9 protein-coding genes are annotated in these 8,548 nt (G+C 60.9%); 3 read left to right on the top strand and 6 right to left on the bottom strand.

Features of this window, described 5'->3' with window-relative positions:
• Positions 1–219: 219 nt before the first annotated feature.
• On the bottom strand, positions 220–975 hold the full coding sequence (locus QP982_RS10495; protein WP_070429353.1) for a type 2 periplasmic-binding domain-containing protein: 756 nt from the start codon (positions 973–975) through the stop codon (positions 220–222).
• A gap of 43 nt (positions 976–1,018) precedes the next feature.
• Here QP982_RS10495 and QP982_RS10490 point away from each other — a divergent pair, with 43 nt between their 5' ends.
• Positions 1,019–2,242 carry a magnesium and cobalt transport protein CorA gene (locus QP982_RS10490; protein ID WP_049190061.1) on the top strand — a complete coding sequence of 408 codons (1,224 nt, stop codon included), beginning with the start codon at positions 1,019–1,021 and terminating at the stop codon, positions 2,240–2,242.
• Positions 2,243–2,285: 43 nt separating this feature from the next.
• On the opposite strand, the gene QP982_RS10485 is transcribed toward QP982_RS10490, so the two are convergent.
• A complete protein-coding gene (locus QP982_RS10485; RefSeq protein WP_042388577.1) occupies positions 2,286–2,768 on the bottom strand; it encodes a YflT domain-containing protein in 483 nt (160 codons plus the stop codon).
• A gap of 318 nt (positions 2,769–3,086) precedes the next feature.
• On the opposite strand from QP982_RS10485, the gene QP982_RS10480 reads away from it, so the two are divergent.
• The gene (locus QP982_RS10480) at positions 3,087–4,220 is read left to right on the top strand and encodes an Mrp/NBP35 family ATP-binding protein (RefSeq protein WP_049190060.1); all 1,134 of its coding nucleotides are present in this window, start codon (positions 3,087–3,089) and stop codon (positions 4,218–4,220) included.
• 244 nt (positions 4,221–4,464) lie between these two features.
• On the opposite strand, the gene tatB is transcribed toward QP982_RS10480, so the two are convergent.
• From tatB to sigE, 4 genes are all read right to left on the bottom strand, one after another.
• On the bottom strand, positions 4,465–5,019 hold the full coding sequence (gene tatB, locus QP982_RS10475) for a Sec-independent protein translocase protein TatB (RefSeq protein ID WP_070429355.1): 555 nt from the start codon (positions 5,017–5,019) through the stop codon (positions 4,465–4,467).
• Between the two features lie 113 nt (positions 5,020–5,132).
• Positions 5,133–6,452 (bottom strand): S1C family serine protease, encoded by a 1,320-nt coding sequence (locus QP982_RS10470; protein WP_284870529.1) that lies wholly within the window; start codon positions 6,450–6,452, stop codon positions 5,133–5,135.
• Positions 6,452–6,817, bottom strand: coding sequence for an anti-sigma factor family protein (locus tag QP982_RS10465; RefSeq protein WP_038629490.1), 366 nt, complete (start codon positions 6,815–6,817; stop codon positions 6,452–6,454). The genes QP982_RS10470 and QP982_RS10465 overlap by 1 nt, the downstream gene beginning before the upstream one ends.
• Before the next feature lie 78 nt (positions 6,818–6,895).
• Positions 6,896–7,549, bottom strand: a complete 654-nt coding sequence (gene sigE, locus QP982_RS10460) for an RNA polymerase sigma factor SigE (protein WP_038628362.1) — start codon at positions 7,547–7,549, stop codon at positions 6,896–6,898.
• Positions 7,550–7,707: 158 nt separating this feature from the next.
• Between sigE and QP982_RS10455 the strand changes: the two genes are divergently transcribed.
• Entirely contained in the window at positions 7,708–8,382 is a 675-nt protein-coding gene (locus QP982_RS10455; RefSeq protein ID WP_049193703.1) for an O-methyltransferase, read from the top strand.
• The last annotated feature ends 166 nt before the right edge of the window (positions 8,383–8,548 follow it).

Below are 8,548 nucleotides of genomic sequence, written 5' to 3'. Positions count from 1 at the left end.
GGTAGTGCTCGACGGGTTAACTCCTCGGGAGGTAATCTCTGGTGTTATCCATGATGCAATGACCGCCTGACCCTACCTCCCGAAAAATGGCATGAAAGTGTCATAAACTCGCACAGTTTCACATTTGCAGCCCGCATTCATGGGTTAATCAACAAACTTGGCGGCAGCCAACAGCAGATACACGTCCGATACCGCCACAACTAGCCCCCGCCACCCCGACTACGCCTTATCCAGCCACTCCTGAGCGACCAACTCAGGGCTGGCGCCACCAGCCACAGCCCGGGTCATCAGCTTCAAGTCCTCAGTGCTCAGCGAACCCGCAATCTCATTGAGCACGCGGACTCGATCATCTCGGTCCAACGCTGGCTTGACGTAGAAAGGCACAAGCCATTGCGGCAAGTCAGCCCCAGCATTGTCAGCTGACACATCCGCGCAGCCCTGTGCCATGCCCGCGTCGGTGGCCATAACTTCACCCGGCAGCGACCGCGAAAATGCGTCGTACACACGGTCGCGCCACTCGCCGCTGAACTGCTTGTCCGGGGTGGAGTCGTCCGCGTATTCCTCCGCCAGTGAAGCCGCCGACGCAGGGTCGCTCAGGCCGAGTAGCTCACCTGTGCATCCGAAGGAGACCAGGACCGCTTCATTGCGTACGGCCCGCAACCGGTCGTCAGCATCGCGAATGCCGACGACCTCCGCTTGCCGCCCTATCCTCTCAAAGCTCTGCGCATACACGTACGCAAGAGCTGCTTGCTCAGGGTTGCGTAGGTCTGCCCCGACAGTCACCACCGCCTCCTGCTCGGGAGGAACGGGCATCTGCGGATCCAAATCAGAACATGCGGCAAGACCGAACCCCGTCGCCCCAGTGACCAATGCCAGGGCGGTAAAAGTGCACGCAGTAGCCGTGGAGCTACCCTTGCACCCCATTGAGCGGATGCGAAAGTGGAACCCGGCGTTCGCACGTCTAAAATCAATCATCGACACCAGCGTAACCTACGAACGGATTGTGAGGTCACCCAGAATGGGCGAAGAGAAAAGCCGCAACATCAGCGCTTCGGCGAAGGCTCGCAATCCGCGAACTAGCTCGGCCAGTCAAAGCCAAAAACCGTCGGCCACAGGAAAACCCGGTAAAACCGCTCGGGCGACGAATGCGGCTAAATCCGCAGCGAAGTCGGCTGTCTCGAAGGTGACGCGCACCAACGGCTCGTCGTCAAGCACAGGAACAGGACAGTCGAGGGCGGTGCGCGATGCCCTGCGCGATTGCGGCGTCTACATCGGCGGCAAGCGGTTGCCCGGCACCTACGACCACTTCTCCGGGCTGTCCGAGGTACGGAATTTTGGCGAGGGCTTCACGTGGCTGTCGTTGTCGCGCCCCAACGCGACACAGATGGATGCCATCGCTGAGCTTTACGGGCTGGATGAGCTGACGGTGGAGGACGCACTGACTAACCGCCAGCGCCCCAAGATTGAGATCCACGATGATCACGTTGTTTTTGTTATTCGCTCGATTCACTACTCCCCGGAAGGTCTCGCGGATGACGAAAATGAGATTATTCGCTCCGGCCAGCTGATGATTGTTATCGGCCCGGAGTACGTCATCACCATTCGCATGGGCATGCCTAGCTCGGATATGCAGCGCATTAGCGCACGCGTGGAGAACACCACCGACGCCATCGACTACGGCCCCGCGGGCGTGCTGTGGGCACTGACGGACAACCTCGTCGATGCGTACCTGCGCATCGCTATGCAGCTGGAAGATCGCGTGGAGATCATGGAAGACGAAGTCTTCGAGCCGAACTTGGATTCGGATATTGAGGACATTTACATCCTCAAACGAGAGATTCTGGAAATGCGCCACGCGATCGATCCGCTGACACCGGCACTGCGCTCCCTGATGAATCTGCGGGAAGACATCATGCCTAAGGACGTCAGCCGTTATCTTTCCGATGTTCTCGACCACCAGCTCGCCGCCGCGGACCTCGTCTCCGGACTCGACGAACGACTCTCCGCCCTCATCGACGCCGCCGCCGTGAAAATCCAGCTGCAGCAGAACCAGGATATGCGTACCATCTCGGCGTACGCGGCTATTCTCGCCGTCCCGACCGCCCTGGCCGGCATCTACGGCATGAACTTTGACCACATGCCCGAGCTGCACTGGGAGTACGGCTACTTCATCGTCCTCGCCATCATGTTCGCCATCGTGGCGTTTTTGGTGTGGGTCCTGCGCCGCAACAAGTGGCTATAGGCTCTGCTTCTGGCAGGCATCGCCTTACGACGGATACAGCAACCTACCCGCGGTTCCCACCGAGAGCCCGCTGCGCCAGCAGGTCACGGGCCCGCTCGGCATTGCGGGGATTGCACAGGACATCGTAGCGACGGGCAACAATCTCCGTTGTGCTAGAGAAATCCCGCTTGCCGTTTTGCATTGCGTACGGAACTGCGGCCAGCACGATGCCGAAGATGGCGCCCATGCCGAGGCCAACAATCAGCGGACTGACCCAATCCTCTTGGAAAAGGCCCAGAATCAGGCCAAAGAACAGGCCCATCCACAGGCCGTACAGCGCGCCGCCGCCGAGCACCTTCGGCCAAGTCAGCCTGCCGACCACGCGCTCCACCTGCATCAGGTCAACACCGACGATGGTGAGGTCGGAAACCGGGAACTCATCGCGATCACTGAGCGAATCCACCGCCGCCTGCGCGTCGGAGTAGTTGGTGAAACTGCCCACCGGCCACCCCTCGGGCACCTGGCGCTGAGGCAACCGGGACTTCATACTCTGTTCCCGGCCGCTCCCCCAACCGCTGCCCGCTTCCCCATTTGCCATCGGTACTCTCACCGTTCCCTTGCAGTTGTTGTCACAGTAAAAGGTGACTCAGTTGCTAAAAATATTGCTAAAACTATCGCCAAAAGGCGTTCTATCAAGGACAACGTCAGACGATTGGCAATTGTTCCACCGCCTGGTCCGCCGCCCGTTCCACCGCCACCGCGCTTGCCGGAGGGGTGGTCGCTGTGACCGTCGTAAAGCGGCAAACTACTGATTCTGTCAGTAGTTCTTTGTCTTGCGGGGTCTCACGATAAGATTCACTACATAATGTCTACGATTACTGAAGCTGAAGTTCGCACCGCCCTGGCGCAGGTCGAAGATCCTGAGGTACGTCGCCCGATTACCGAGATTGGCATGGTCAAGTCCATCTCGGTGGCGGACAACAATGACGTGGCCGTGGAGATTTACCTCACCATTGCCGGTTGCCCCATGAAAAACACCATCATCGAGCGCACCGAAGAGGCGCTGAACGGTATCGAGGGCGTTGGCAACGTCACCGTCACCACCGATGTGATGAATGACGAGCAGCGCCGCGAGTTCCGCAACGCCGTCCGCGGCACCGCCTCCGAGCCGGTGATCCCATTCGCCCAGCCGGACTCCCGCACCCGCGTGTTCGCCGTCGCCTCCGGTAAGGGTGGCGTTGGTAAGTCCTCCGTGACCGTGAACCTCGCCGCCGCGCTGGCCGCGAAGGGTCTGTCTGTCGGTGTCCTCGATGCCGACGTCTACGGACACTCCATTCCGCACATGATGGGCTCCGAGGAAAAGCCGCACCAGGTCGACGACATGATCATGCCTCCGCAGGCGCACGGCGTGTCACTGATCTCTATCGGACACTTCGTCGACGACAACGCACCGGTTGTCTGGCGTGGGCCAATGCTGCACCGCGCTATCCAGCAGTTCCTCGCGGACGTGTTCTGGGGCGACCTGGACGTCCTGCTATTCGACCTGCCCCCGGGAACCGGCGACATCGCCATCTCCGTGGCGCAGCTCGTGCCGAACGCTGAGCTGCTGATTGTTACTACCCCGCAGATGGCCGCCGCCGAGGTCGCAGAGCGCGCCGGCACCATTTCGCTGCAGACCCGCCAGCGCATCGCCGGTGTCATCGAGAACATGAGCTGGATGGAAATGCCCGACGGCTCCAAGATGGAGGTCTTCGGCACAGGCGGCGGCGAGACCGTTGCCCGTCGTCTTACCCAGATCACCGGCGGAAAGGTCGAGCTGCTCGGCCAGGTACCGCTGGACACCGAGCTCCGCGAAGGCGGCGACAAGGGCACTCCGATTGTCCTGTCCAAGCCGGATTCGGGCGCGGGCGAGGCCCTGAACGCTATCGCTGACAAGCTGGTTGTTCGTCGCGAGTCGCTCGCAGGCAAGTCGCTCGGCTTGGGCGTGACTCCGAAGTAGGCCTTCGCTTTACGACGATCACAGCGACGCCCCCTCCCCGGTATTTTTGGTGCCGGGAAGGGGGCGTCTGCTTTTGCGGCTGCGGTGTCTGGGGCGTATGTGTTGTGGGCGTTTTCGGTGGTGCATCCACCAAAGCGGCTGCGTGCACTTACTGACTAGGTTTATGACACTTTCGTGGCAAAATTTGTGCTCAAAGTGTCATAAACCTAGTCAGTAACTTGCGGTCGGGAACGGTTTGCAACCTCTATAGGTTGTCGTCGTCGACCCAGGCCTGCACCCCACGGGGCTGCTGAGGTTGTTGCGGCTGCTGTGGTGTTTGCTGTGCTTGCTGTTGGCGGGCCTGGGCAACTGGATCCTGCCACGTCCCCGGCTGCGGGAGCGGCTGCTGCGACGGAGCCGGCTGCACTGGCTGGTTCGTATTGGACTGCTGGTACTGCTGACCCGCAGGCCCGGCCGCTCCTGCAGCTCCGGCTGCACCAGTTCCGCCACCACCCGCTGCGGGCTTACCGGAGAGCATGTCCAGGTAGGTGTCATCGCCGTCGAAAAGCGTCCTGGTGATGGCGGTCTTCGGGTTGAGACGACGGAGATCGTTGAGCTCCTGCAGCGGCTTGCGAAGATCGTCGAAGTCTTCGCCGAACTCGTCCGAGAGGTTATCGCGTGCGTCATTGATTGCGGTGCGCGCAGCCAAGAGCAATGCGCGGACGTCCTCAATTACCTTCGGCAACCGCTCAGGTCCGATGAGAATTAGTCCGAGGATAAAGAGGACAAGAATCTCGCCCCAGCCAACATTAGAAAACACGTTATACCACCTTAGTTACAGTGCACCTCGCATGCAGCATTGCGCGGCCAAATCCACCAAATCTGCCAAATCCGCAGAAACCAGCCGAAACCGGTCGAAACCAGCGCCCCCCCCTACTCCGGCGTGATCTTCGCCTCCAGCTCGGCTCCGTGGCGAACGATTTTCAATACCGCCTCATTACCAGCGCCAACAGTCCACAGCGCCACCGTGAGCTCATCTGCGGACGATACCGCGCGGTCTCCCACAGCCGTAATCACGTCGCCTTCCTGCAGGCCTTCCCGGTCGGCAACACCTCCCGGCAGGATGCTGGCAATCTCGGCACCAGTCAGTGCGCCATTGGAAACCGTGCGCGCTGTCACGCCAATCCCAGGATGAACCGGCTGCTCACCGGCGATGAGCTGCTCAGCGATGGCAACGGCTGAATTGATTGGAATCGCAAAGCCCAACCCCTGTGAGCCACCCGAACTACTGAAAATCACCGTATTAATACCGATAATGGCACCGCGGATATCCACCAGCGGACCACCGGAGTTACCCGGGTTGATGGAGGCATCGGTCTGAATCGCATCGGCGTAGCCGTCCGTGTCAGTCCCTTCAGCGGCCAGGCGCACCGGCCGGTTAAGCGCCGAGACAATGCCCGAGGTCACCGTTCCGCCGAGACCCTGCGGCGAGCCCATCGCAATCACTGTGTCACCGACCGCAACCGCGTTGGAATCACCAAGCTGCGCCACGGTCAGCCCCGCAACATCTTCGACCTTAATTACGGCGAGGTCGGTCTTCGGGTCGCGGCCAATAATCTTGGCCGGCACTTCCTTCAGCTTTCCGCCGTCCCAAAACGTTACGGAGACCTGCATATCCTGCCGGTCCGCCACCGCCGAAACGACGTGGTTATTCGTCAAAATATGACCGTCACCATCAATGACAAACCCCGAGCCCACGCCCGAGACCTCACCGGCACTGACCGCAATCGACACCACCGCGGGACGAAGAGCCTCCGCCACCTTGCCGATTTCAGTCAAATCACCGTTGCCCGGCCGCCCCTCGATCTGCTGCAGCTCCACCCGCTGATAGTCCGAGCGGAAAGTCTTGCCAGCCCAACCGCCAACAAAGCCGCCGACACCGCCAATCAGCAGCACCACGGCCGACGACGCCGCAATCACACGCCACGGCACCTCGCGGCCAAAAATCACTTCCCGCGCGCTGACGCGGGGGGCCATCTTCGGGCGAGGTTTCTTCTTCGCTTCGGGTTTGCGGGCCGGACGCCCCGTCGTCATGCGTGACGACGAATCCTGCCACGGCGAATACTCTTGGGCGGTGGCGCTGGTGTCGTCGTCAAGCTTTTGCCCTGGTGCACGCTGTAGCCCACCAGTTGCGGCGGCACGATCGGCGTCCGGGGCAAACGCGGAATCATCGAAAGCGCGATGTTTGCCCACTAGTGACTACCACCTTTGCGAAAACCGCGAACGATCTGCTCCAACGCAGCGCTCAGCGACTCCGGCGGACGGTGCGCGAGATGCCGCGCCGACCTATGGGGCTCTGAGTCCTCGCAGCTGCCTGCGAAATCAGCAATACGAGCGCGCAGCTCAGCTGGAATGTGCAAGGCCGCGCTATCACGCAGACGCTTGGCTGCCTGCCGCTGCTTCGCGACCTCCCGGCGACATTCCGGGCATGCCATCAGGTGCGCCTGCGCGCGTCGCTCAGCTACGACCGACAACTCACCGTCAACAAAAGCGGCAATTGCCTCGGTACCGAGATGCTCCGTTGACAAAAAACGCTTGTCATCGCCCTGCTGAATCACAGACTGCAGCACCTCCAGAAATCGCACCTATTTAACTAGCCCCACAATAGCCGCTCCCACGGATTGAGTGCGGGAAAACTAGCCTGCGGTGACCGACTCCGGCAGCTCCTGCCGCTGCCTCTCCAGACGCTCCAACGTCGCCCGCAAGCTGGAACGTGCCCGGTGAATGCGCGAACGCACGGTGCCCATCTTGAGCCCAAGGGTGTTAGCAATTTCCTCGTAGGTCAGCCCCACCACATCACAGAGGACAACCACCGCGCGATAGTCCGGCTGCAGCTCAGCCAGCGCGATTTCCAAATCAGGATCGAGCATCGCATCATCGACGGCCTGCTCCGGCGTCTTCAGCGTGCCCGGGACGCGGTCGTAGTTCTCCGGCAACGCCTCCATCCGGATCACCTGCCGATGCCGGACCATATCCAAAAACAGGTTAGTGGTAATCCGATGCAGCCAGCCTTCAAAAGTGCCGGGACGGTATGACTTCAGCGAGCGGAACACACGCATGAATGTCTCCTGCGTCAGGTCTTCCGCGTCCTGCTGGTTACCAGTCAACCGATATGCGAGCCCGTAAACACTATCCGCGTGGGCTTGGACAAGTTCCGACCACGACGGCATCTCTCCCACACCTGCGTCAAAAGCTGCGGTGCCGGACAGTTGCTCAGTTGCGTCAGCGGACGGGGCGTCCTCGCGGCTGGCGCCTGCGCTGACTCGTTCGGACTTGACTCGTTCGGGCATGAGGTTCAGTGTTCCTTACCAACCTTAGGTTTGTAGTGACCTTACCCTGAAAATAGTTTGAGAGTCCAGAGAAATTTGAGGCTTGTTTACCCACCTAGTCCGGCACTGACCGGCGCGCCCCGCTGCCCTGCACGGAGTTTTTTCCTACGCTATAGAGCGTGTCCGAAACGAGTTCTTCTGCTACCCCGCTATCCGCACGTGACGCTATTGCACAGCACGTCAACAACACGACCGTAGTCTCCGAGGCCCTTGAAAGCGCCCGAGAGAGCGCTCGCGAATACGGAGTTGCCGTCCCCGATACGATGACCGGCGCCGCTTTGACCTCGCTCATGGCCCTGACCAGTGCCCGCCGCGACGGTCACCCCGCCGCTGTCATCGCATCGCCTGCAGCAGGCGTAGTCGGTTTGCACCTGGCCGCCGGTCTCGGCGATGACGGCGTTCTCACCTGCATCGACCCTGAGCTCGAGCACCAGTCTCTGGCAAAGTCCGCTTTCCGAGCCGCAGGCATCCGCCCCAACCGACAGCGCTTCCTGCCCTCGCAGCCACTGGAGGTCATGGATCGTCTGGCAGCCGACTCCTACGACTTGGTCTACTTGGACGTCGCCCCGGCAATCCTCCGCGCCGCACAGGAAAAGGCCTGGCCGCTGCTTCGCTCCGGTGGCGCGCTCGTCCTGACCGGCGCGCTCCTCGACGGCACTGTTGCTGACTCGTCACGCACTGACCGTGACACCGTCGCTGCCCGCGAAGCCGACGAATATATGCTCCAGCTTGACGACGCTTACGTGATGCGCCTACCTCTAGCAGCTGGCACCACTGTGCTGGTGAAGAAGTAGTTTTCTACTGTTGGCCGGCCGGCTAGCGGCAGCGGTGGGCCACTGCGACTTACTGACTGCGTTTATGACAAAAATGGCCCGAAAAATGGCTGGTAGGGTCAGGCGGTCATTGCATCATGGATAACACCAGAGATTACCTCCCGGGGAGTTAACCCGTCGAGCACTA

It is taken from the genome of Corynebacterium sp. MSK019, assembly GCF_030232425.1.
Taxonomy (GTDB): domain Bacteria; phylum Actinomycetota; class Actinomycetes; order Mycobacteriales; family Mycobacteriaceae; genus Corynebacterium; species Corynebacterium jeikeium_D.
This window is presented reverse-complemented; position numbering and strand designations above follow the sequence as displayed.

Excerpts from the sequence above, each read along its gene's own strand:
- QP982_RS10495 (WP_070429353.1), bottom strand. The coding sequence starts at position 975 with ATGATTGATTTTAGACGTGCGAACGCCGGGTTCCACTTTCGCATCCGC.
- QP982_RS10490 (WP_049190061.1), top strand. The coding sequence starts at position 1,019 with ATGGGCGAAGAGAAAAGCCGCAACATCAGCGCTTCGGCGAAGGCTCGC.
- QP982_RS10485 (WP_042388577.1), bottom strand. The coding sequence starts at position 2,768 with ATGAAGTCCCGGTTGCCTCAGCGCCAGGTGCCCGAGGGGTGGCCGGTG.
- QP982_RS10480 (WP_049190060.1), top strand. The coding sequence starts at position 3,087 with ATGTCTACGATTACTGAAGCTGAAGTTCGCACCGCCCTGGCGCAGGTC.
- sigE (WP_038628362.1), bottom strand. The coding sequence starts at position 7,549 with ATGCCCGAACGAGTCAAGTCCGAACGAGTCAGCGCAGGCGCCAGCCGC.